Below are 20,472 nucleotides of genomic sequence, written 5' to 3' on the forward strand. Positions count from 1 at the left end.
CTCCTTGCCGGTGGCTCGCGTGCCGTCGGCTAGGCCCGGGCGGCTGATCCTGTCCATAGGGGATGGGGCGCAGCGCCGGACCATGAACAGCCATGGGGAGTACAATGGCTCTTTACGAGTGCGTGCTGATCGCGCGCCAGGACATCTCGGCCGCCCAGGCCGAGCAGCTCGGCGAGCAGTTCGCCCAGATCATTCGCGACAACGGCGGCCAGGTCGCCAAGACCGAATACTGGGGTCTGAAGACGCTCACCTACAAGATCAAGAAGAACCGCAAGGGTCACTACACCCTGTTCAACCTTGACGCCCCCGCCGCCGCCGTCCTCGAGATGGAGCGCAACATGGGCATCAACGAGGACGTGCTGCGCTTCATGACCGTCCGCGTCGATGCGCTGGACGCCAACCCGTCGGTGATGATGCAGAGCCGCGGCGAGCGTGGTGACCGCGGCGATCGCGGCGACCGCGGCCCGCGCCGCTTCGAGGATCGTGGCCCGCGCCCGCCGCGTCGCCAGGAGCCCACCGTTGCCGAAGGGGAGAACGCCTAAATGTCCGACAAGCAGACCTCGGGCGCTCCGGCCCGCACCGGTGGCGGTCCCCGCCGTCCGTTCTTCCGCCGCCGCAAGACCTGCCCGTTCTCGGGCGCGAACGCCCCGGCGATCGATTACAAGGACGTCAAGCTCCTGTCCCGCTTCATCTCCGAGCGTGGCAAGATCGTGCCGAGCCGCATCACCGCGGTTTCCGCGAAGAAGCAGCGCGAGCTCGCCCGCGCCATCAAGCGCGCCCGCTTCCTGGCCCTGCTTCCCTACGTGGTGAAGTAAGGACCGAAGCGGACAACAGGCAAAGGTAATCCCATGGCCTCGCCCCTGGCCGCCCCTCTGGCGGCTGCCATCGGTGTCGGCGTGGTCAGCGCATTCTTCTATCTCGCCGTTCTGTTCGGCGGGTTCGGGGCGCTGATCCTGGGCTATCTGGCGCCGCTGCCGCTGTTCCTCGCGGGACTGTGGCTCGGCTCCACCGCCTCCCTTCTCGCCGGTGCGGTGGGAACGGTGGCGGTCCTGGCGGTGTCGTCCAGCGTCCTGGTGTCTCTCGCCTATCTGGTGACCGCGGCTGTCCCGGTCATCCTGGTGGTGCGGCAGGCGCTGCTGGCGCGGGCGGCTCCCGACGGGAGTGTTGAATGGTATCCTCCGGGCCGGCTCCTGATGGCGCTGACCGGAATGGGACTGGCGGGCCTTCTGGGTGCCGCGGTTCTGACGCTCGATCAGCCCGGCGGGCTGGAGGGCGCGGTGCGGGAAACGCTGAGCCGCATGGCGGACCAGATGTTCTCCGCGCAGGGCCAACAGGCTCCGGACCCGCAGGACATCTGGATGGCCGAGGTGTTGCCGGGCTTCGCGGTGATCTCATGGCTCGTCATGACGATCGTCAACGGAGCCCTGGCACAGGGCGTCCTGATGCGGTTCGGCCGCAACCGGCGCCCCGCCATGCGGCTGGACGACGTGGAACTGCCCCGGTGGCTCGCCACCGCGTTCCTGCTGACCATGGTGGCCGCCTCGCTGGCGTCGGACCCGGTCGGGTTCCTCGCGGTCAACGCCGCGCTGATCCTGTCCCTGCCATTCGCCTTTGCCGGGCTTTCGGTGGTGCATGTGTTCGCCCGACGCCGATCGGCCAAGCTGCCGATCCTCATCGGGTTCTACATGTTCCTGTTTCTTTTCGGTTGGCCGATCGTGCTGATGGTCGGTCTGGGCATGATCGAGCAATGGATTGGGCTGCGTCGCCGTCTCCGGCCCGCCGGCCCCGATCAGGAGGACGAGTGATGGAAGTTATTCTGCTGGAGCGGGTCGAGAAGCTCGGCCAGATGGGCCAGGTCGTGAAGGTGCGTCCCGGCTTCGCCCGCAACTATCTGCTGCCGCAGAAGAAGGCCATGCGCGCCACCAAGGCGAACATGGCGTTCTTCGAGAAGCAGAAGGCCCACCTGGAGGCCGTCAACCTCGAGCGCCGCAAGGACGCCGAGCAGGTTGCCGCCAAGATGAACGACGTGACGGTCGTCGTGATCCGTCAGGCCGGCGAGACCGGCGTGCTGTACGGTTCGGTGACGCCGCGCGACGTCGCGGACGCCCTTGACGCTGCCGGCTACAAGGTCGACCGCAAGCAGGTGTCGATCGAGACCCCGATCAAGACGCTGGGCCTGTTCAAGCTGCGCGTCGTCCTGCACCCCGAGGTGAGCATCTCCGTCACGGTGAACGTCGCCCGCTCGCAGGAAGAGGCTGAACTGCAGCTCTCCCGCGGCGGCATGGTCACCGCGGCCGACCTGCGCGACGACGAGGACGAGATCGAGGAGGCCCCCGAGGCCGCCGAGGCCGAGGTTTCCGAGGAGGGCTGACCGCCCGCTCAACGAGACCAGTCCGCTCGTCCGGAAGCCGCCCGCCCCCGAAAGGGGCGAGGCGGCTTTTCCGTTTTCCGCACTTCGCCACATCCGGCCCCTCCCCCTTCCGGATGCGCCGGACGCCCCGCCCCCTGCCCCGTCCGGCGGGTTGCCTCCCCCCGCTCCGAACTCCGACTCTCGTTCCTGGTGATTCGCTCGTGGCGAAGGAACCGGACCGAGTCGTGTTCGACGGATGCGGAGATGCGCGATGCTGCTTGCCCGCCTGCTCAGCCCGGCCCTGACCGCCGGCGCTCTGGACATCGTCGGCGCCGATGGGCGGAGGCACCGCGTGGGAGTCGGCACGCCGTCTCTCACGCTGCGTCTGCACGACAAGACGCTGCACCGCGACCTCGTGATGAATCCGCGGCTGCGCTTCGGCGAAGCCTACATGGACGGCCGCCTGACCATCGAGGGTGGCTCGGTCTATGATTTACTGGCGCTGCTGAGCGCCGGGACGGACAATGTCCAGGGCGTCCTGGGCAGTTTGCGGGAAACCCTCTCACCCGCGTTGCGGCTTATCCAGCAGAGCAATCCCCTGCGGCGGTCGCGGCGCAACGTGGCCCATCATTACGACCTGTCGCGCTCCTTCTTCGAGCTGTTCCTCGACCGCGACCTGCAATATTCCTGCGCCTACTTCCCCACCCCCAACACCGGGCTGGACGAGGCGCAGGAGGCCAAGAAACGGCACATTGCCGCGAAGCTGCTGCTTCGGCCGGGCATGCGGGTGTTGGACATCGGTTGCGGCTGGGGCGGCATGGCGCTCTATCTCGCCCGCATGACCGGCGCCCAGGTTACCGGAATCACGCTGTCCAGCGAACAGCTCGCCGTGGCGCGGGAGCGGGCGGCCCATGCCGGGCTGGCCGGTCAGGTCCGCTTCGAGCTGCGCGACTACCGGGAGATGGAGGGACGTTTCGACCGCATCGTCTCGGTCGGCATGTTCGAGCATGTCGGGGTGCCCCATTATCCGGCCTTCTTCGCCAAGCTGCGCGACCTGCTGGCCGAGGACGGGGTCGCGTTGCTTCATGCCATCGGCCGGTCGGACGGGCCGGGTTCCACCAACCCATGGTTCCGGAAATACATCTTCCCAGGCGGCTACTCGCCCGCCCTGTCGGAGGTGATCCCGGCGGTGGAAAAGGCCGGGCTGTGGAACACCGACGTCGAAATTCTGCGCCTTCACTACGCCGAGACGCTGCGCCATTGGCGGGAGCGGTTCGCGACCCGGCGGGAGGACGCCCGCGCGATGTACGACGAACGCTTCTGCCGGATGTGGGAGTTCTATCTGGCGGGGGCGGAGATCAGCTTCCGCTACCAGGGGCACATGGTTTTCCAGATGCAGCTCGCCCGTTCCCTGGGCGCCGTCCCGCTCGTCCGCGATTACATGCAGCGCACCGAGGCGGCCTTGACCGAGGCAGTCCCGCCACCCTTGCGGACGGGTCGGAACGTCGGCGCCAACAACGCGTGACCCGAGGTGTCCGCGCCACATCGACCCACAGGTTTTGCTCTGATCCAAGCTCTTGATAGAACGTCTAAATTCCGCTTTACCCCCAGCTTTCACCGGCTGTGGGCAAAAGTTACTCACAGGAATGTGGGTATCCTTAACCCGATCGCACAGCTTTGCGTCCCGCCCTTTGCTAAAGTGCCGCCATGGATGACAAGACCACCCAGCTTTTCGAGCCGCGCCCCCTCGACGGCGGGCTGTCCCGTGCCGCTGCCGTGAAGCCGACGGCGGAATACCGCACGCCGCCGCACAACGAGGAGGCCGAACAGGCGCTGCTCGGCGCCATCCTGGTGAACAACAAGGCGTATGAGAAGGTCGGCGAGTTCCTGCGCGCCGAGCATTTCTACGACCCGGCGCACCAGCGCATCTTCTCGGCCATCGCCAAGATGGTGGAGCGTGGCCAGATCGCCAACCCGGTGACGCTGAAGGCCTATTTCGACAACGACGTCGAGCTGGCGCCGGACGGTGGCGCCGGCTATCTGGCGCAGCTCGCCGCCAACGTCGTGACGGTGGTCAACGCGGGCGATTACGGCAAGACGATCCACGACCTCTTCCTGCGCCGGCAGTTGATCGAGGTCGGCACGGACATGGTGAACGAGGCGTATCAGCACGACCTCGACATCGACGCCATGGACCAGATCGAGACGGCGGAAAAGCAGCTGTTCGACCTTGCCTCGACCGGCGACGTCCGCGGCGGCTTCATCGCCTTCTCCGAGTCGCTGAAGGCGGCCATCGCCACGGCGGAGACGGCCTTCCGCCGCTCCAGCCACGTCACCGGCGTGACCACCGGCCTGCGCGACATGGACCGCAAGCTGGGCGGCCTGCATCCGTCGGACCTCATCATCCTGGCCGGGCGCCCCTCCATGGGCAAGACGGCGCTGGCCACCAACATCGCGTTCAACGCCGCCAAGGCGCACATGCGCACCAACGGCGGCGAGGGCGCGCCGGTCGGCTTCTTCTCTCTGGAAATGTCGGCGGAGCAGCTCGCCACCCGTATCCTGGCCGGCGAGGCCGAGGTGTCGGGCGACAAGATCCGCCGCGGCGAGATCAAGGACAGCGACTTTCCCAAATTCGTGGCGGCCAGCCAGGAACTCAGCCGTGTCCCCTTCTTCGTGGACGACACGCCGGCCCTGACCATCGCCGCGGTCCGCACCCGCTGCCGCCGGCTGAAGCGCACGCACGGGCTGGGAATGGTGGTGGTGGACTATCTCCAGCTGCTGCGCGGCAGCTCGACCAAGGGCAACGAGAACCGCGTCCAGGAAATCTCGGAGATCACCCGCGGTCTGAAGGCCATCGCCAAGGAGCTGGAGGTGCCGGTGCTGGCGCTGTCCCAGCTCAGCCGCGCGGTGGAAATGCGCGAGGACAAACGACCGCAGCTCGCCGACCTGCGCGAATCGGGCTCCATCGAGCAGGATGCCGACGTGGTGATGTTCGTTTACCGCGAACAGTACTATCTTGAGCGCGGCGAGCCGGCCCGCCGGCCCGAGGAGTCGGAGGACAAGTACAACGACCGTTACGCCAACTGGCAGAGGCGCTACGCCGAGGTGCACAACACCGCGGAGGCGATCATCGCCAAGCAGCGCCACGGCCCGATCGGCAGCGTCCGCATGTTCTTCGACGGACAGTTCACGAAATTCGGCGACCTCGACACGACCCATGACTTCGGCCCCACTGAGTGATCCGCTGGCCCGCGCCGGCGCCGTCCTGACCATCGACCTCGGCGCCGTGGTCGCCAACTGGACGCAGCTCCGCGACCGGGTGGCCCCGGCGGAATGCGCCGCCGTCGTCAAGGCGAACGCCTATGGCCTGGGGGTGGGGCGCGTCGTTCCGGCGCTGGCCGCCGCCGGCTGCCGGACCTTCGTGGTCGCCCAGTTCGAGGAGGCGCTGGCCGTGCGCGCCGTGGCGCCGACCAACGCCCGTGTCCTGTCGCTGGGCGGCCTGCCCGCCGGCACTGCGCCCGACTTCACGGCCCAGCGCATCCTGCCGGTGCTGAACCATCTGGGCGACATCGCGGCGTGGCAGGCCCACGCCAGGGCGCAGGGAACGGCCCTGCCCGCCGTCGTTCACATCGACACCGGCATGAACCGACTCGGGCTTGGTCCGGACGAGCTGGACACGCTGGTCGGCGACCTCTCCCGGCTGGAGGGGGTGGATGTCCGGGTGTGGATGACCCACCTCGCCTGCGCCGACGAAGATTCGGTGATGAACAGCCAGCAGCTCGGGCGCTTCCGTTCGGCGATCGGGCGGCTGCCGGCGGCCGAGGCGAGTTTCGCCAATTCCTCCGGGATCTTTCACGGAACGGCCTTCCATTTCGACCTCGTGCGGCCCGGCTGCGCGCTCTACGGCGTCAATCCGACGCCCGCCGCGGAGAACCCGATGCGGGGCACGATCCGGCTCGACGCCCGGCTGCTTCAGGTGCGCAACGTTGACAGCCCTATGACCGTTGGCTACGGTGCCACGCACCGCGTTGCGGCGAGAGGAAAAATCGCAACCATCGCAGTGGGTTATGCCGACGGATATCTGCGCTCGCTCAGCGGGCGCGGCCATGTCTTCGTCAATGGCGTGGCCGCTCCGGTGGTTGGGCGTGTTTCGATGGATCTGGTGACGGTGGATGTCAGCCACCTTCCCGACGCGGCGGTGACGCCCGGCGGGCTGGTGGAGTTGATCGGCCCGAACCGCCCGGTGGACACCGTGGCGAGCGAGGGCGGAACCATCGGCTACGAGATCCTGACCTCGCTGGGCGCGCGTTACCACAGGGTCTACCGCGACCCGCCGCCGCCTGAGGTCGCTTGATGGGTTTCCTTGCCGCCACCGGACGGGCCTTCCTGATCTTTCTGGAAGCCACCGGAAAGCTCGCCATGTTCACCGGCGCCGCCTTGTCGCACTGCGTGCGTCCGCCGTTCTACCCGCGGCAGATCCTGCGGCAGATGATCGACATCGGCTACTACTCGCTGCCGGTGGTCGGGCTGACCGCGCTGTTCACCGGCATGGTGCTGGCGCTGCAGAGCTATTCCGGCTTCTCCCGCTTCCAGGCGGAGGGCGCCATTGCCACGGTGGTCGCTCTGTCGGTGACTCGCGAACTGGGGCCGGTGCTGGGCGGCCTGATGGTCGCCGGGCGCATCGGCGCCGCCATGGCCGCCGAGATCGGCACCATGCGCGTGACCGAGCAGATCGACGCGCTGTCGACCCTGTCGACCAACCCCTTCAAGTATCTGGTGGCGCCGCGTCTGATCGCCGGGCTGGCCATGCTGCCGCTGCTGGTGCTGGTGGCGGACATCATCGGCGTGTTCGGCGGCTTCCTGGTCGGCGTCTACCGGCTGGACTTCAACCCGGCCTCCTACATCGGCCGGACCTGGGAGTTCCTGGAGCCGGTCGACGTGATCTCCGGCCTCGTCAAGGCGGCGGTGTTCGGCTTCATGGTGTCGCTGATGGGCTGCTACCACGGCTACCATTCGCGCGGCGGTGCCCAGGGCGTGGGTGCGGCGACGACCAACGCCGTGGTCTCGGCCTCCATCCTGATCCTGGTGTGGAACTACCTCATCACCGGCATCTTCTTCTCGACGAAGTGAGCGCAGACCAATGAGCGAGTCCATGTCGCAGGTTCCCCCCGCTCATCCGCCGAAGATTTCGCTGAAGAACGTGCACAAGGCGTTCGGACCGAAGGTCGTGCTCAACGGCATCGATCTGGAGGTCGGGCGCGGCGAATCGCTGGTCGTCATCGGCGGGTCGGGCACCGGCAAGTCGGTCATGCTGAAGTGCATCCTCGGGCTGCTGTCGCCGGACAGCGGGTCCATCCGCGTCGACGGCGAGGAGACGACGAAGCTGCGCCCGCGCGAGCGGGAGAAGCTGCTGCACAAGTTCGGCATGCTGTTCCAGGGCGCCGCATTGTTCGACAGTCTGAAGGTTTGGGAAAACGTCGCCTTCGGCCTGATCCAGGGCGAGCACATGCCGCGCGCCAAGGCCAAGGATATCGCCATCGCCAAGATGGGCGCGGTCGGCCTCGGCCCGGAGGTGGGCGAGCTGTTCCCGTCGGAGCTGTCCGGCGGCATGCAGAAGCGCGTCGGCCTCGCCCGCGCTATCGCCGACGAGCCGGAGATCATCTTCTTCGACGAGCCGACAACCGGCCTCGACCCGATCATGGCCGACGTGATCAACGAGCTGATCGTGAAGTGCGTGAAGGATCTGGGCGCCACCGCCGTGACCATCACCCACGACATGGCCTCGGCTCGCAAGATCGCCGACCGCGTGGCGATGATCTACCAGGGCCGGATCATCTGGACCGGTCACGCCAACGACATCGACCATTCCGGCAACCCCTATGTGGACCAGTTCGTCCATGGCCGGGGCGAAGGGCCGATCAAGATGCAGGTGCGGGCGCTGTAAAGCGCCATAGCGCCGGTTCGTGCAAAATTAACCTGCCGCCCGGTAGGGTCGGCCAGAACGAACGCCGGCCACGACAGGCCGGCGTCCCATCGGAGAGACGAGCATGGCGGACATCACCACGAACGGACTGGCCTTCGCGAGCTTCATGCTGAGCGCCAAGATTCTGGAGACGCTCCAGGCCAAGGGGCTGCTGACCAACGAAGAGACGGTGCAGACCATCAAGAACGCCCACGAGCAACTCCTCAAGAACGACAACCAGCTGTCGCTCGAAGCGGCCGACGCGCTTGCCCATTTCTTCGCTGGCCCGACCGACGGACAGTGACCGTCACGGCGCCGGACGCGCCGCCGACCGCGCGAGGTTGTCGCGCAGGTCCGGCAGCAGGACGGCGCCCAGCATGGCGATGACCGGCAGCAGGGCGTAATCGCCCTCTGCCGCCGCGGCGATCAACTCCGCGCGGGTCAGCAACTCCAACCGCATCTCCTCCAGGTCCCCGGAGTCCGCCTCGGCCACCTTTCGGGCGTTGCGGGCGTGGAACATGTGGCAGACGCAGCCGCGCTGGTTGCCCTGCACCACGTAGGAGCCGAGCGCGGTCCAGTCTTCCGCGGCGTAGCCGGTTTCCTCCAGCAGCTCCCGCTTCGCCGCAGCCAGCGGCTCCTCACCGGGGTTCAGGGCCCCGGCGGGAAAGGTCTGGCTGACGCGCCGCGGGCCATGCTTGTAGGTGCGCAGCATCAGGACGCGCCCGTCCGCGTCCTCGACGAACATCTGGACGAAGTCCGTCTGCTCGACCTGATAGAAATTCTCCACCCGCCGGCCTTCCGGCGTCTCGACGGTCTCGGCGTGCACCTTCAGGAAAGGCCCGGCATCGAGCAGGGTCCGGCGCTCCAGGACCGTCCAGGGCTTCAAGTCCCCGCTCATGCCGCGACGGCCCCGGCAACGGTCCTGTAGGGCGGCTGGGTGAAGCCCGCCGGCGACAGCGTGAAGATCTCGCAGCCCGTCTCGGTGATGCCGACCTGATGCTCGAACTGGGCGGACAGGGAGCGGTCGCGGGTGACGGTGGTCCAGCCGTCCGACAGGATCTTCACGTCCGGCTTGCCGGCGTTGAGCATCGGCTCGATGGTGAAGACCATGCCCGGAACCAGCAGAACCCCGGTGCCGCGCTTGCCGAAGTGGTCGACGTGGGGCGCGTCGTGGAACACCCGCCCGATGCCGTGCCCGCCGAAGTCGCGCACCACGCCGTAGCGGTGGGATTCGGCCAGAGTCTGGATGGCGTGGCCGATGTCGCCCAGATGGTTGCCCGGCTTGGCCTGCGCGATGCCGGCCATCATCGCCTTGTAGGTGATGTCGACCAGCTTGCGCGCCTTCACCCCGATCTTGTCGCCGACGAAGAACATGCGGCTGGTGTCGCCGTACCAGCCGTCCAGGATCACCGTCACGTCGACGTTCACGATGTCGCCATCGACCAGCGTCTTGTCGTCGGACGGAATGCCGTGATTCACCACATGGTTCGGCGAGATGCAGCTCGCCGCCGGATAGCCGTGATAGCCGAGGGTCGCGGGGATGGCGCCGTTGTCCCGCATGAAGGTCTCGATCAGCCGGTTCAGATGGCCCGTGCTGACCCCCGGCACCACCTGGGGCGTGATGTGGTCGAGCGTCGCCGCGGCCAGCCGCCCGGCCTTGCGAATCGCCTCGAACTCCTCCGGGCCGTGCAGCGGGATCTTCCGCGCGTCCTTGTCCGCCACCGTGTCACCTCACATCCGTTGTTCATCGTGAATTCCGGGACAGAACCTACCACCGGAACAGCCGAGAAAAGCCCCAGCTTTTTATCACCTCTGCCATAGGATTTAGAACGTCAGCTTGCTATATGTGGGGCGCTGCCGCTCCAACCAATCGCTAGACCTTTGGCAAAGCCAACCACCCGCTACGTCTGTCAGGCTTGCGGCGCGTCCTTCCCGAAATGGGCGGGTCGCTGCGATGCCTGCGGCGAATGGAACACCCTCGTCGAGGAAGCCGCCCCGGAAGCCGCCCCCAAGGGATTGGGGGTGGCGCGCGGGCGCCGGCTGGACTTCGTGGGACTGGCCGGGTCCAGCGAGGCGCCGCCGCGCCGCATGACCCGCATCGAGGAATTCGACCGCGTCTGCGGCGGCGGCCTCGTCCCCGGATCGGCGATCCTGATCGGCGGCGACCCCGGCATCGGCAAGTCGACCCTTCTCCTCCAGGCCATGGCCCGGCTGTCGCAGGAACACCGCTGCGCCTATGTCTCCGGCGAAGAGGCGGTGGATCAGGTTCGGCTGCGCGCCGTCCGGCTGGGCTGCGCCGCCGCACCGGTCCAACTGGCCTCGGCGACCAGCGTGCGCGACATCGTCGCCTCGCTCGACGGCACGGACGGGCCGGAGGTCGTGGTGATCGACTCGATCCAGACCATGTATGTGGACAATCTGGACAGCGCCCCCGGCACCGTCGCCCAGGTCCGGGCAAGCGCGCAGGAGCTGATCCGCGTCGCCAAGCGGCGCGGCTGCGTCCTGCTGCTGGTCGGCCACGTCACCAAGGAAGGCACCATCGCCGGCCCCCGCGTGCTGGAGCACATGGTGGACACGGTGCTCTATTTCGAAGGCGAGCGCGGCCACCAGTTCCGCATCCTGCGCGCGGTGAAGAACCGCTTCGGCGCGACGGACGAGATCGGCGTGTTCGAGATGACCGACGGCGGGCTGGGCGAGGTCGCCAACCCCTCGGCCCTGTTCCTCGCGGAACGGCGCGGTGACGTGTCGGGCGCGGCGGTCTTCGCCGGCATGGAAGGCACCCGCCCCGTGCTGGTCGAGGTCCAGGCGCTGGTCGCCCCCTCCCCGCTCGGCACGCCGCGGCGCGCGGTGGTTGGCTGGGACTCGGCGCGTCTCGCCATGGTTCTGGCCGTTCTGGAGGCGCGCTGCGGCGTGCAGATCGGCGCCAACGACGTCTATCTCAACGTGGCCGGCGGGCTGCGCATCACCGAGCCGGCGGCGGACCTCGCGGTCGCCGCGGCGCTGGTCTCCTCCCTGACCGGGGAGCCGGTGCCCGCCGACGCCGTGGTCTTTGGCGAGATCGGCCTGTCGGGTGAGGTGCGCGCCGTGGGCCAGAGCGACGCCCGGCTGAAGGAAGCCGCGAAGCTGGGGTTTTCAACGGCAATCTTTCCAGCTAGACGGAACGGCAAGAAGCCGGGGCGCGGCGACACCGGCCTGAAATCGGTCGAGCTGCAGCAGCTCAGCGAACTGCTGCCGCTGTTCCAGGCCGGATCGGGACCCCGTCCGCCGCGCGGCCGGGATTGAAGCGTCTGATTTGACACGAGCATCTGAAGCGAAAGCGCACGAGGCGTAGCGGCGTTATGGACACCTTCCCGATCAACCCGGCGGATCTGGCCGTCATCGTGGTGCTTTTGCTGTCGGCCCTGCTGGCCTTCACCCGCGGCATGGTGGCCGAGGTGCTGTCGGTCGCCGCCTGGGTCGGCGCGGCTCTGATCACGCTGAACGCCCTGCCCCACGTTCTGCCCATCGCGCAGACCTACATTCATGTCGAGATGGCCGCCTACGCCGCGTCGGCGGTGGCGCTGTTCGTCGTCAGCCTTGTGGTTTTGACAATCCTGGGCCGCGTCGTGTCGCGCGGGGTGCAGAATTCCGGCCTTTCGGCGCTCGACCGCTCGCTGGGTTTCGTCTTCGGCCTGCTGAAGGGTGCAATCCTCGCCTCCGTCGCCTATCTCTTCTTCGCTTGGCTGGTGCCGAACCCGGCGGAACATCCGGCGTGGCTGCAAAGCGCCAAGACCCGGCCGATGCTGGTCTCCGGGGCCTCCATGATCTACGAGGTGATGCCGGAGTCGCTGCGCAAGGACGGGCTGGGCCAGATGGACATGGCGCGGGAGCGCGCGCGGCAGGCGGTGGAGGCCAAGGAAGCGCTGGACCGCCTGTCCACGCCGGTGCCCGGAGCGCCGAAGACCGGTGGTGCGTCGCAATCCGATACCGGCTATAAGGACCGGGACCGCGGCGACCTTGAGCGACTGATCCAGAACGCACGCTGAACGCCGCATGGTGCAGAGTGCCTGTGAGTAACGCCCCGCTGGCAAAGAGGCCGCCGGGGCAATGCCCTTTGGTGATGCTGTGTATGACGAGGATCTTCCGATGCTGACGACGCATCCGTTCGACGACGACAAGCTGCGCGAGGAGTGCGGCGTGTTCGGCATCCACAGCCATCCGCAGGCGGGGGCCATCACCGCGCTCGGCCTGCATGCGCTGCAGCATCGCGGCCAGGAAGCCTGCGGCATCGTCAGCCACGACGGCGACCGCTTCCATCTGGAGCACACGCTGGGCCTCGTCGGCGATCATTTCTCGTCGGAAGCCATCATCGGCAAGTTGAAGGGCCCGCAGGCCATCGGCCACGTCCGCTACGCCACGACGGGCGACACGACGATCCGCAACGTCCAGCCGCTCTACGCCGACTTCGAGTTCGGCGGCTTCGCGCTGGCCCACAACGGCAACCTGACCAACGCGCACACGCTGCGCCGCCAGCTCGTCCGCCGCGGCTGCCTGTTCCAGTCCACCACCGACACCGAGACCATCGTCCATCTGATGGCCATCGCCCGCGGCGGTTCGCCGGTCGACCGGCTGATCGAGGCGGTGCGGCAGGTCGAGGGCGCCTTCTCCCTGGTGGCGCTGACTCCGAACGAGGTGATCGGCGTGCGCGACCCGCTGGGCGTCCGCCCTCTGGTCCTGGGCAAGCTGGGCGACACCTACATCGTGACCAGCGAGACCTGCGCCTTGGACATCGTCGGCGCCGACTATGTGCGCGACGTCGAGCCGGGCGAGATGGTCGTGCTGAACGAGCAGGGCGTGCAGAGCCTGCGCCCCTTCCAGCCGCAGGGCCGCCGCTTCTGCATCTTCGAATACATCTACTTCGCGCGGCCCGACAGCGTGATGGAGGGATCCTCCGTCTACAACGCCCGCCAGCGGATCGGCGCCGAGCTGGCCCGCGAATCGGGAATCGAGGCCGACGTGGTGGTGCCGGTGCCCGACAGCGGCGTTCCGGCGGCCCTCGGCTACGCCACGCAGAGCGGCGTGCCCTTCGAGCTGGGCATCATCCGCAACCACTATGTCGGCCGCACCTTCATCGAGCCAACCGACCAGATCCGCCATCTGGGCGTGAAGCTGAAGCACAACGCCAACCGCGCCATGATCGAGGGCAAGCGGGTGGTGCTGGTGGATGACAGCATCGTGCGCGGCACGACCTCAAAGAAGATCGTCGAGATGGTGCGCGCCGCCGGGGCGAAGGAGGTGCACATGCGCATCTCCAGCCCGCCGACCTCGCACCCCTGCTTCTACGGCATCGACACGCCGGAGCAGAGCAAGCTGCTCGCCCACCGCATGTCGGTGGAGGAGATGCGCGACTTCATCCAGGCCGACAGCCTCGCCTTCATCTCCCTGGACGGTCTCTACCGCGCCATGGGCGCCGAGCGGCGCGACCCGCAGAAGCTGACCTTCTGCGACGCCTGTTTCACCGGCGACTACCCCATCGCGCTGACCGACGCGCTGGACCACCCGCCGGTCGAGGCGAACGTCCGCATCCGCGCCTGACCGCCTGACCGCCGCCGCGACGGGCCGGCCGCAACCCAGCGGACCGGCCCGTTTGCCAATCCCGCTACCGAACATCGTCGAGTCGCCGCCATGTCCCGTCTTTCCGGCCGCACCGCCCTCATCACCGGCGCCTCGCGCGGCATCGGCGCCGCCGTCGCCAAGCGCTTCGCCGCCGAAGGCGCCCACGTCATCCTCGCCGCCCGCACCGTCGGCGGCCTGGAGGAAACCGACGACGCGATCTTCCAGGCCACCGGCCGGAACGCCACGCTGGTCCCGCTGGACCTGCGGCAGTTCGACAAGATCGACCAGCTCGGCTATTCGATCTTCGAGCGGTTCGGGAAGCTCGATATCCTCGTCAGCAACGCCGGCGTCCTGGAAGCCCTAGGGCCAGTCGCCCATTACGATCCGAAACTGTGGCAGCGCGTGATGGACGTGAACGTCACGGCCAACTTCCGCCTGATCCGCTCCTTCGACCGCCTGCTGCGCGCGTCCGACGCGGGGCGCGCCATCTTCGTGACGTCAGGTGCCGCGAACGCGCCCTACCCCTACTGGAGCCCGTACGGGGCCAGCAAGGCGGCGCTGGAGATGATGGTGAAGACCTACGCGATGGAAATCGCCTCGTCGAACCTGCGCGTCAATCTGGTCGATCCCGGCATCGTGGCGACCAAGCTGCGCATGCAGGCCTTCCCCGGCGAGGACCAGACCAAGCTGGCCCAGCCGGACGACGTGGCCGAGGCCTTCGTGGCCCTGGCGGAGGCGTCCTGCACCCGCCACGGCGAGGTGGTGTCGGCGCAGGGGTGACTTGCGGTTCTCTCCTTTCACGCGCCCGAGGCTGCCCCCGGCATGACACCCGAACAAATCCAGGCCCGCGTGCTCTACCGCGATGGGCTCATGCTCATCATCGACAAGCCCGCCGGCCTGCCCGTCCACGCCGGGCCGGGCGGCGGTCCGAACCTGGAACGCCACTTCGACGCCCTGCGCTTCGGATTTCCAAAGCCGCCGGGCCTCGCCCACCGGCTGGACCGCGACACCTCCGGTTGCCTGATCCTGGGGCGGCACCCGAAGGCCCTGCGCAAGCTGGGCAAGTTGTTTCAGGACGGCAAGGTCGACAAGACCTATTGGGCGGTCGTTGCCGGCACCCCGCCGGAGGAGCAGGGGCGGATCGAACTGCCGTTGAAGAAGGTGACCAACAAGAGCGGCGGCTGGCGCATCGTCGTGGCCGATGACGGGCAGAGCGCCATTACCGATTACCGGGTCCTCGGTCGCGGCAACGGCACAACATGGCTGGAGTTGAAGCCGCACACCGGGCGCACGCACCAGATTCGCGTGCATTGCGCCACGGCGCTGGGCTGCCCGCTGCTGGGCGATCCGCAATATGGCGGTCCGGAGGGGCATCCGCTGCATCTGCAATCGCGGGCCATTTCGCTTCCCCTGTACCCCTCCCGCGAAGCGGTCGGCGCGGTGGCGCCGGTTCCGCTTCATATGCGCGCGGCGCTCGCCGCCTGCGGCTTTCAAGGAGACGACCCGGCCTGACGGCCGGGCCGCCGGGCTGTTACGCCCGCCACTCGGCGCGCTTCTCCGTGCCGGCCTCCGTCTCATGCACCATGAAGCCGACATAACCGGCAACGATGGCGAGGACGGCGTGCAGCCAGATGTCGTTGCCGTGCAGCGGCACCAGCCCGAACAGCGTGTTCAGGCCCGGAATGAAGCCGAGCACGGTCAGGACGGCGTAGGCCACGGCCACGCTGCGCAGATAGCTGCGCGAGGCCAGACGGCTGGAGAAGTAGGCGAAGAAGCCCCACAGGCCGAACAGGAGATGCACGACGTTGTGCAGCAGGTTCACCGGGAACAGCCCGAGCAGATAGCCGTGGAAGGATTCGACGGCGAGGGTCATGCCTTCCGGGGGCGGAGACAGGAAGGTCGGAATGAAGCCCAGTATGCCGATGGCCGTAAAGGCCGCGGCGTAGACCAGCGTTACGTTGCGCCACCACATGTGTCTCTCCGTTGGCAGACAGGGGATGAAACCGCCTTACCAACAGAGGGTTTAGAAGCAGCGTTCCCTTGATCAGGCCGCAAACTCAGGCGGCCACCGCCTCCATGGTCACGGCCTTGACCGGGCAAACGCCCGCGCAGTCGCCGCAGCCGGTGCAGCCCCCCTCCTCGATGATCGGCAACCAGCGTCCACGGCCCAGCGGCCGGAAGCGGATCGCACCGTGGTCGCAATGGTCGCCGCACATGCGGCAGTCGATTCCGGTGTAGGACAGGCAGCCCGCGCCAATGCGCGCTTCCAGCGCCTGGGAAGGCGCTGCCGGCGGCTGGGACGGCCTCGCTTCGGAGCGGAAGCGCCCCCGGAACAGATCCGCGCGACTGATCGCCATGACGGTCGCCCTCCCCCAATCCTATTCCATCGCAACGTCATTGCCGCATTCGCGAATGCCGGGCATCGGTGATGGCGGTACACTGACCTTTCGTTCACCACCCGACCTTGACCGTCGTCAAGGTCCGCACCGCACCGGAAGGACGGACGGCATGGTCCCCATCGGCAACACCACGGCGCGCTGGATGACCCTTCGCTACGGGCTGGCGCTCGGGGTGATCGCGCTGTGCACGCTGGCCGGTTTCGTCATGACCGAGCGCGTCATCGATCAGCACGCCGACATGCTGGAGGTTGTGAACATCTCAGGACGCCAGCGCATGCTGTCCCAGCGCACCGCCCTTCTGGTGGAGCAGCTCCGCAACGCCCCGACCGATGCCGAGCGGAGCGCCCTGACCGCCCGCTTGGCCGAGGCGACCGACATGTTCGAGCGCGCCCACCGTCGCCTGACCGGCGCCGATGAGGGGCCGGCCATGGGCAAGGACGTGCGACGCCTCTATTTCGACGGGCCGGAGCCGCTGAACGATCTTGTGCTCCGCCACATCGCCGCGCTCCGCGCGGTGATCGCCGCTGGCCCCGCCGGCCTGCCACCCGACATGCCTGAGGCCGACCTCGTCACCCACCAGGCGCTCGGCCCGCTTCTGGCGGGGCTGGAGGACATGGTGGCGCGCTACCAGGAAGCGGGCGAGCGCGGCTTCGCTACCCTGCACAATCTCGGCTTCGCCGCCCTGATCCTGACGCTGCTCACCCTGTGCGCCGAGGTTCTGGTGATCTTCCGCCCGATGGTCCGGCAGGTGCAGCACCAGTTCGCGGACATCACCCGCATGACCCAGGCGCTGGAGCAGACGAACGTCACGCTGGAAGCCCAGGTGCGCGCCCGCACCGCCGAGTTGCACACCGCCAAAGTGGCAGCGGAACAGGCCCATCTGGCGAAGTCGCGCTTCCTGGCCCACGCCGGACACGATCTGAAGCAGCCGCTTCAGGCCATCAACATGTTCACCGGCATGCTGGAACGGCAGCTCGACAAGCCCCGCTCCCTGGCGTTGGTGAAGGATCTGCGGCTCGCCCAGAGGTCGATGCACGATTTGCTGAACGCCATCCTGGACATCTCGAAGCTGGAATCCGGCGTGGTCGAGCCGAAAACCGCCAATGTCGCTTTGTTCGCTCTGTTCGATCAGCTCGAGGCGGAATTCACCGGGATCGCCGAGAACAAAGGGCTGCGGTTGCGCGTCGTGCCGACGGATCTGTCCGTGCGGACGGATCCCTTTCTCCTTGAGCGCATTCTGCGCAACCTGCTGACCAACGCGGTGCGCTACACCGAACAAGGCGGCGTTCTGATGGGCTGCCGACGCCGCGGCGACAGCGTGTGGATCGAGGTCTACGACACGGGCCGGGGCATCGCCGAGGCCGACCGACGCCGCATTTTCGAGGAGTTCGTCCAGCTCGACCGGCCAGACCGCGACCGCAGCGAGGGAATCGGGCTCGGTTTGGCCATCGTCGACCGGCTGGCCCGGCTGCTCGGCCACCCGCTGGAGCTTCGCTCCGTCGAAGGGCGCGGAACGGTGTTCGCCGTGGGGGTGCCCCTGGTCAGCAGCCTACAGGAGACGGTCGCGGCCTGATTCCTTGACCAGCAGCACCGCCTGGGTCCGGCTGCCCACACCGAGCGCCTTCAGCACGCCGGTGACATGGGTCTTGACGGTGGACAGGTTCAGGCCCAACCGCTCCCCGATCTCCTGGTTCGACAGGCCCTGGGCCAGCAGGTCGAGAACCTCCAGCTGGCGGCGGGTCATGCCGTCGAAGACGCTCGGCTCATGCGGCTTGGCGGCGGCCGGCGTCTGGGCGATCCCCGGCATACCGAGCACCGGCGGCACATAGGACCCGCCGGCCATGACCAGACGCAGGATGTTCACGACCAGAACGTCGTCGGTGGACTTCGGGATGAAGGCCCGCACCCCGCGCGACAGCACGGCGCGCATCTCGTCCGGCGAGTCGATCATCGAGAAGACGACGACCGGCACCGGCGCCACGCGCTTCACCACCGCCTCCACATCGTCCAGCCCACCGAGGCCCGGCATGCGCAGGTCCATGATGACGAGGTCGTAGGGCCCCTGGTCCAGCAGCTGCGTCAGCTGGCCGAAGCTGGTCGCCGCCGCCACGTTGGCCTGTTCATCCAGCTCACCGACCAGATGGGTCAGGCCACTGCGAACGATGGAGTGATCGTCGGCGATCAATACCTGCATGACAACCCTGCTTCGGCGAAGGCGGCTGGTGGGGACGACCCAATGGGACAGGGTCCGCTGGGACCGGACCGGACTCGGTCGTCTCAAACCAAAGTGCGGCTTCCGGTATGAACCTCATACGCCGACAGGAGGTTTCATGCCACAATTGATGCATGATTCCGCAATGCCGCGCGTGCTTCTGCCGCAGATGCGAAAAAGGCGCCGCGGAGGCGGCGCCCTTCTCCTGGTCCTGACCGTGCCGACCGGTCCCGAACGGGACCGGCGGCGCGCCGGATCACTGCACGCGGATGAGGATCTGCGCGCGGCGGTTCGACGGTTCGCGGACGTTCGCACCGGTGTTCACCAGGAGCTGGGTTTCGCCCTTGCCCTCGACGGTGATCTGGTTGGCGGCGACGCCCTTGCCGACCAGCGCGTTCTTGACCGCATCGGCGCGGCGCAGCGAGAGCCGCTGGTTGTAGGCCGGCGAGCCCGAGGTGTCGGTGTGGCCGACCACATGGATGCTGACCGCCCGCACCTGACCGGCGGAGGCGGCGGCATCGCCGATGATCTTGTCGGACGCCGCGGTGATGTTGGCCTTGTCCCAGTCGAAGAACACCAGATACTCCGACTGCGGCTGCGCCTGCACCGGAGCCGCCGGAGCGATGGGGGCCGCCGCGGGGGCGGCCGCCGGAGCGCCGAAGGTGTAGCGCAGGCCGGCCATGATGGTGTGATTCTGGTACTCGCCCTTCACGGTGGAGCTGGCGAGGCCGGCCGGGCCGCCCAGATCGAACTTCGGATCGAGCGTCGCGAAGTAGCGGTAATCCAGCGTCAGGGCCAGGTTGTGGCTCAGGGCGTAGGACACGCCGGCGATGCCCTGGTAGGCGAACACCCAGTCGCGGTCATCGAAACCGCCGAGATCCAGACGGACCTGGGCGATACCGGCGCCGACGCCGATGTAGGGCGTGAAGGCGGTGCCGGTGTTGATGTCGTACAGGACGTTGCCCATGAAGGCGAGCGAGCTGGCCTTGCCACCCAGACCGTTCACCGCCGCGTTGGAGCTGTCGGTGCTGTCGATCGCGTTGCGCCAGCGCCAGGCGAACTCCAGCTCGGCGCGCGGGCCGGCGGCGGTCGCGTAGCCGGCGGAGATGTCGCCGATGCCGCCCAGCTTGAAGCTGGTGCTGGCGTCCGTCGGGGTGTTCTCGAAGCGCAGATCGGCGTCGCGAGTCCAGTTCACGCCGGCGCCGGCGCCGACGTAGAAGCCCTCGGTCGCGGCCATGGCGGCGGTCGGCAGCATCGCCGCGAGCGCCGTTCCGAGCAGAATCCCACGCAGAGTCATTTTCTTCTTTCCTTTGTGCACGGCGTTGCCGGGGCTGTCGAAGCGAACCGTTCGAAGGGCGGGTGTCTGGTGACTCCCGCCTTCATCGGGCGAGCCCGCCGCATTCCGTCGGCGGTTGAAACGTCATGACTTCGAGATATCAGCTACCACCCACCGTCACAAGTCCTCTGCGACAAGATGCACAGAGATGTTGCATTTCTGCATTACCCGAACGTTCGTCGCGTTCTTCATATTCCTTCGAGAACGAAGCAATCGCGCGCCGAATTCTTCCTAATCCCATTGGATGGGGCGCATGACCTTCGGGGTATGTTTGCGGTTAGCACAAACAAACCAGACACACAAAAGCACCCCGCCTTCGGCAGGGGCAACACATCCATGGAGTCACCGGTAAGAGGCCGGCGGAACCGGCGCCGGCGTCCGGTTCAGTCCTGCGGTTCGGCGACCGTTTCGAACTGGGTGGGGTCGAGAAGGGTGGAAACCGCCAGGGTTTTCAGGGTCTTGTGGTCGTCGGACCGTTGAAGTTGGGCGTGCTGTGTGCCCAACCCATCCTTGCGGATGGCGATCACCTGCCAGATGCCACCGCCGGGACCCAGTTTGCGGAACATCTGGCCTTCAACGACTTCGCGCTTTCTGCGCATATCCAATCTCCAAAACCCA

23 protein-coding genes are annotated in these 20,472 nt (G+C 67.5%); 16 read left to right on the plus strand and 7 right to left on the minus strand.

Features of this window, described 5'->3' with window-relative positions:
- Positions 1–104 precede the first annotated feature (104 nt).
- The 10 genes from rpsF (at position 105) to Sp245p_RS08845 (ending at position 8,616) form a co-directional block, all read left to right on the plus strand.
- Entirely contained in the window at positions 105–542 is a 438-nt protein-coding gene (gene rpsF, locus Sp245p_RS08795; RefSeq protein WP_014240380.1) for a 30S ribosomal protein S6, read from the plus strand.
- A complete protein-coding gene (gene rpsR / locus Sp245p_RS08800) occupies positions 543–815 on the plus strand; it encodes a 30S ribosomal protein S18 (RefSeq protein WP_014240379.1) in 273 nt (90 codons plus the stop codon). It abuts the gene before it with no gap.
- A 33-nt stretch (positions 816–848) separates the two neighbouring features.
- A complete protein-coding gene (locus tag Sp245p_RS08805; protein WP_014240378.1) occupies positions 849–1,805 on the plus strand; it encodes a DUF2232 domain-containing protein in 957 nt (318 codons plus the stop codon).
- Positions 1,805–2,371 carry a 50S ribosomal protein L9 gene (gene rplI / locus Sp245p_RS08810; RefSeq protein ID WP_014240377.1) on the plus strand — a complete coding sequence of 189 codons (567 nt, stop codon included), beginning with the start codon at positions 1,805–1,807 and terminating at the stop codon, positions 2,369–2,371. The genes Sp245p_RS08805 and rplI overlap by 1 nt, the downstream gene beginning before the upstream one ends.
- 250 nt (positions 2,372–2,621) lie before the next feature.
- On the plus strand, positions 2,622–3,875 hold the full coding sequence (locus Sp245p_RS08820) for a cyclopropane fatty acid synthase (RefSeq protein ID WP_014240376.1): 1,254 nt from the start codon (positions 2,622–2,624) through the stop codon (positions 3,873–3,875).
- Between the two features lie 182 nt (positions 3,876–4,057).
- Positions 4,058–5,590 carry a replicative DNA helicase gene (locus tag Sp245p_RS08825; protein ID WP_014240374.1) on the plus strand — a complete coding sequence of 511 codons (1,533 nt, stop codon included), beginning with the start codon at positions 4,058–4,060 and terminating at the stop codon, positions 5,588–5,590.
- Positions 5,568–6,704 carry an alanine racemase gene (gene alr / locus Sp245p_RS08830; protein WP_014240373.1) on the plus strand — a complete coding sequence of 379 codons (1,137 nt, stop codon included), beginning with the start codon at positions 5,568–5,570 and terminating at the stop codon, positions 6,702–6,704. Before Sp245p_RS08825 ends, alr begins: the two co-directional genes overlap by 23 nt.
- Positions 6,704–7,480, plus strand: a complete 777-nt coding sequence (locus Sp245p_RS08835; protein WP_014240372.1) for an MlaE family ABC transporter permease — start codon at positions 6,704–6,706, stop codon at positions 7,478–7,480. The genes alr and Sp245p_RS08835 overlap by 1 nt, the downstream gene beginning before the upstream one ends.
- Positions 7,481–7,502: 22 nt before the next feature.
- Positions 7,503–8,294, plus strand: a complete 792-nt coding sequence (locus Sp245p_RS08840; RefSeq protein WP_035673597.1) for an ABC transporter ATP-binding protein — start codon at positions 7,503–7,505, stop codon at positions 8,292–8,294.
- Positions 8,295–8,397: 103 nt separating this feature from the next.
- Positions 8,398–8,616 (plus strand): hypothetical protein, encoded by a 219-nt coding sequence (locus tag Sp245p_RS08845; RefSeq protein WP_014240370.1) that lies wholly within the window; start codon positions 8,398–8,400, stop codon positions 8,614–8,616.
- A 3-nt stretch (positions 8,617–8,619) separates the two neighbouring features.
- On the opposite strand, the gene Sp245p_RS08850 is transcribed toward Sp245p_RS08845, so the two are convergent.
- A complete protein-coding gene (locus Sp245p_RS08850) occupies positions 8,620–9,210 on the minus strand; it encodes an NUDIX hydrolase (protein WP_014240369.1) in 591 nt (196 codons plus the stop codon).
- Positions 9,207–10,034: a type I methionyl aminopeptidase gene (gene map, locus Sp245p_RS08855; RefSeq protein WP_014240368.1), complete on the minus strand. Its 828-nt coding sequence runs from the start codon at positions 10,032–10,034 to the stop codon at positions 9,207–9,209. Before map ends, Sp245p_RS08850 begins: the two co-directional genes overlap by 4 nt.
- Positions 10,035–10,193: 159 nt before the next feature.
- Between map and radA the strand changes: the two genes are divergently transcribed.
- The 5 genes from radA (at position 10,194) to Sp245p_RS08880 (ending at position 15,419) form a co-directional block, all read left to right on the plus strand.
- Complete coding sequence (gene radA, locus Sp245p_RS08860) at positions 10,194–11,594, plus strand: DNA repair protein RadA (protein WP_041811042.1); 1,401 nt, start codon at positions 10,194–10,196, stop codon at positions 11,592–11,594.
- A gap of 56 nt (positions 11,595–11,650) precedes the next feature.
- Positions 11,651–12,337, plus strand: a complete 687-nt coding sequence (locus tag Sp245p_RS08865) for a CvpA family protein (protein ID WP_014240366.1) — start codon at positions 11,651–11,653, stop codon at positions 12,335–12,337.
- A 100-nt stretch (positions 12,338–12,437) separates the two neighbouring features.
- The gene (purF, locus tag Sp245p_RS08870; RefSeq protein ID WP_014240365.1) at positions 12,438–13,886 is read left to right on the plus strand and encodes an amidophosphoribosyltransferase; all 1,449 of its coding nucleotides are present in this window, start codon (positions 12,438–12,440) and stop codon (positions 13,884–13,886) included.
- Positions 13,887–13,976: 90 nt separating this feature from the next.
- Complete coding sequence (locus tag Sp245p_RS08875) at positions 13,977–14,687, plus strand: SDR family NAD(P)-dependent oxidoreductase (protein ID WP_014240364.1); 711 nt, start codon at positions 13,977–13,979, stop codon at positions 14,685–14,687.
- A gap of 42 nt (positions 14,688–14,729) precedes the next feature.
- Complete coding sequence (locus Sp245p_RS08880; protein ID WP_014240363.1) at positions 14,730–15,419, plus strand: RluA family pseudouridine synthase; 690 nt, start codon at positions 14,730–14,732, stop codon at positions 15,417–15,419.
- A 19-nt stretch (positions 15,420–15,438) separates the two neighbouring features.
- On the opposite strand, the gene Sp245p_RS08885 is transcribed toward Sp245p_RS08880, so the two are convergent.
- Together Sp245p_RS08885 and Sp245p_RS08890 are read right to left on the minus strand one after the other, a co-directional pair.
- Positions 15,439–15,879, minus strand: coding sequence for a DUF4383 domain-containing protein (locus Sp245p_RS08885; protein WP_014240362.1), 441 nt, complete (start codon positions 15,877–15,879; stop codon positions 15,439–15,441).
- Between the two features lie 85 nt (positions 15,880–15,964).
- Positions 15,965–16,264 (minus strand): 4Fe-4S dicluster domain-containing protein, encoded by a 300-nt coding sequence (locus Sp245p_RS08890; RefSeq protein WP_014240361.1) that lies wholly within the window; start codon positions 16,262–16,264, stop codon positions 15,965–15,967.
- Positions 16,265–16,415: 151 nt separating this feature from the next.
- Here Sp245p_RS08890 and Sp245p_RS08895 point away from each other — a divergent pair, with 151 nt between their 5' ends.
- Positions 16,416–17,879, plus strand: a complete 1,464-nt coding sequence (locus Sp245p_RS08895) for an ATP-binding protein (protein ID WP_014240360.1) — start codon at positions 16,416–16,418, stop codon at positions 17,877–17,879.
- Here Sp245p_RS08895 and Sp245p_RS08900 read toward each other — a convergent pair.
- From Sp245p_RS08900 to Sp245p_RS08910, 3 genes are all read right to left on the minus strand, one after another.
- On the minus strand, positions 17,856–18,500 hold the full coding sequence (locus Sp245p_RS08900; protein ID WP_014240359.1) for a response regulator transcription factor: 645 nt from the start codon (positions 18,498–18,500) through the stop codon (positions 17,856–17,858). The two genes, Sp245p_RS08895 and Sp245p_RS08900, sit on opposite strands and share 24 nt — an antisense overlap.
- 274 nt (positions 18,501–18,774) lie before the next feature.
- Positions 18,775–19,815, minus strand: coding sequence for an OmpA family protein (locus Sp245p_RS08905; protein ID WP_014240358.1), 1,041 nt, complete (start codon positions 19,813–19,815; stop codon positions 18,775–18,777).
- 422 nt (positions 19,816–20,237) lie between these two features.
- Positions 20,238–20,453, minus strand: a complete 216-nt coding sequence (locus Sp245p_RS08910) for a hypothetical protein (RefSeq protein WP_041811040.1) — start codon at positions 20,451–20,453, stop codon at positions 20,238–20,240.
- Between the last annotated feature and the right edge of the window lie 19 nt (positions 20,454–20,472).

Origin of the sequence: Azospirillum baldaniorum (assembly GCF_003119195.2) — a bacterium.
GTDB lineage: Bacteria > Pseudomonadota > Alphaproteobacteria > Azospirillales > Azospirillaceae > Azospirillum > Azospirillum baldaniorum.

Bases quoted from the DNA above. Each gene is read 5' to 3' on its own strand.
- Sp245p_RS08905 (WP_014240358.1), bottom strand. From the start codon at position 19,815: ATGACTCTGCGTGGGATTCTGCTCGGAACGGCGCTCGCGGCGATGCTG.
- Sp245p_RS08840 (WP_035673597.1), top strand. From the start codon at position 7,503: ATGTCGCAGGTTCCCCCCGCTCATCCGCCGAAGATTTCGCTGAAGAAC.
- Sp245p_RS08865 (WP_014240366.1), top strand. From the start codon at position 11,651: ATGGACACCTTCCCGATCAACCCGGCGGATCTGGCCGTCATCGTGGTG.
- Sp245p_RS08845 (WP_014240370.1), top strand. From the start codon at position 8,398: ATGGCGGACATCACCACGAACGGACTGGCCTTCGCGAGCTTCATGCTG.
- rpsF (WP_014240380.1), top strand. From the start codon at position 105: ATGGCTCTTTACGAGTGCGTGCTGATCGCGCGCCAGGACATCTCGGCC.
- alr (WP_014240373.1), top strand. From the start codon at position 5,568: ATGACTTCGGCCCCACTGAGTGATCCGCTGGCCCGCGCCGGCGCCGTC.
- Sp245p_RS08820 (WP_014240376.1), top strand. From the start codon at position 2,622: ATGCTGCTTGCCCGCCTGCTCAGCCCGGCCCTGACCGCCGGCGCTCTG.
- Sp245p_RS08835 (WP_014240372.1), top strand. From the start codon at position 6,704: ATGGGTTTCCTTGCCGCCACCGGACGGGCCTTCCTGATCTTTCTGGAA.
- rpsR (WP_014240379.1), top strand. From the start codon at position 543: ATGTCCGACAAGCAGACCTCGGGCGCTCCGGCCCGCACCGGTGGCGGT.
- Sp245p_RS08825 (WP_014240374.1), top strand. From the start codon at position 4,058: ATGGATGACAAGACCACCCAGCTTTTCGAGCCGCGCCCCCTCGACGGC.
- Sp245p_RS08805 (WP_014240378.1), top strand. From the start codon at position 849: ATGGCCTCGCCCCTGGCCGCCCCTCTGGCGGCTGCCATCGGTGTCGGC.
- Sp245p_RS08850 (WP_014240369.1), bottom strand. From the start codon at position 9,210: ATGAGCGGGGACTTGAAGCCCTGGACGGTCCTGGAGCGCCGGACCCTG.
- Sp245p_RS08890 (WP_014240361.1), bottom strand. From the start codon at position 16,264: ATGGCGATCAGTCGCGCGGATCTGTTCCGGGGGCGCTTCCGCTCCGAA.
- Sp245p_RS08885 (WP_014240362.1), bottom strand. From the start codon at position 15,879: ATGTGGTGGCGCAACGTAACGCTGGTCTACGCCGCGGCCTTTACGGCC.
- Sp245p_RS08895 (WP_014240360.1), top strand. From the start codon at position 16,416: ATGGTCCCCATCGGCAACACCACGGCGCGCTGGATGACCCTTCGCTAC.
- Sp245p_RS08880 (WP_014240363.1), top strand. From the start codon at position 14,730: ATGACACCCGAACAAATCCAGGCCCGCGTGCTCTACCGCGATGGGCTC.
- Sp245p_RS08875 (WP_014240364.1), top strand. From the start codon at position 13,977: ATGTCCCGTCTTTCCGGCCGCACCGCCCTCATCACCGGCGCCTCGCGC.
- Sp245p_RS08910 (WP_041811040.1), bottom strand. From the start codon at position 20,453: ATGCGCAGAAAGCGCGAAGTCGTTGAAGGCCAGATGTTCCGCAAACTG.
- Sp245p_RS08900 (WP_014240359.1), bottom strand. From the start codon at position 18,500: ATGCAGGTATTGATCGCCGACGATCACTCCATCGTTCGCAGTGGCCTG.
- rplI (WP_014240377.1), top strand. From the start codon at position 1,805: ATGGAAGTTATTCTGCTGGAGCGGGTCGAGAAGCTCGGCCAGATGGGC.
- purF (WP_014240365.1), top strand. From the start codon at position 12,438: ATGCTGACGACGCATCCGTTCGACGACGACAAGCTGCGCGAGGAGTGC.